General features: G+C 73.5%; 1 protein-coding gene. It reads right to left on the bottom strand.

The window, feature by feature from the left end; all coding sequences use genetic code 11:
- On the bottom strand, window positions 1-719 hold a 719-nt coding region (locus HCA44_RS20690), incomplete at its 3' end, for an SDR family NAD(P)-dependent oxidoreductase (protein ID WP_169651214.1).
- Window position 720: the final 1 nt, after the last annotated feature.

Here is a 720-nt window from a genome sequence, read left to right as displayed (position 1 = left end):
GGGATCCAGACGACGGTGCGACGCCGTCGCAGGCCCTCGGCGACGGCGTCCGCGACCTGAGCGGGTGTGCTCGAGAACGGCGCCGGCGGCATGCCTTCCGTCATGCGTCCGATCACGAACCCCGGGCGCGCGATCAGCAGGTGCACGCCCGTCCCGCGCAGCGCGTCGGCGAGCCCGGACGCGAAGCCGTCGAGACCGGCCTTCGCCGATCCGTACACGTAGTTCGCGCGCCGCACCCGCGCACCCGCGACCGACGAGAACACCACGATCTCGCCTGCGCCGCGCGCACGCATGAGGCAGGCGAGATGGCCGAGGATCGAAACCTGCGCGACGTAGTCGGTGTGGACGATGTGGACCGCGTGCGCCGGATCGGCCTCCGCGGCGGCTTGATCGCCGAGGATGCCAAAGGCCAGGATCACGGTGCCGAGCGGGCCGTGCCGCTCCACGACCTCCGCCAGCGTCGCCGCATGGGTGTCGAGATCGTCGGCGTCGAATGCCACGGTGTCGACGCTCGCGGCGCCCGCCGCGCGCATGCGCGCCACCTCCTCGCCGAGACCGTCTGCGGCGCCGGGACGTGCCCGCGCTGCGAGGACGACCGTCCGGCCGGGCGCGAGACGCGCGGCGAGGTCGAGGCCGATCTCACTGCGCCCGCCCAGGAGCAGGATCGGGCCGTCCTCGCGCGATCGTTTCCCGCGCTGCGCTGTCGACGTGGCGTTCATG

This window comes from Rhodococcus sp. HNM0569 (genome assembly GCF_012726205.1).
Classification (GTDB): domain Bacteria; phylum Actinomycetota; class Actinomycetes; order Mycobacteriales; family Mycobacteriaceae; genus Rhodococcus_F.
This window is presented reverse-complemented; position numbering and strand designations above follow the sequence as displayed.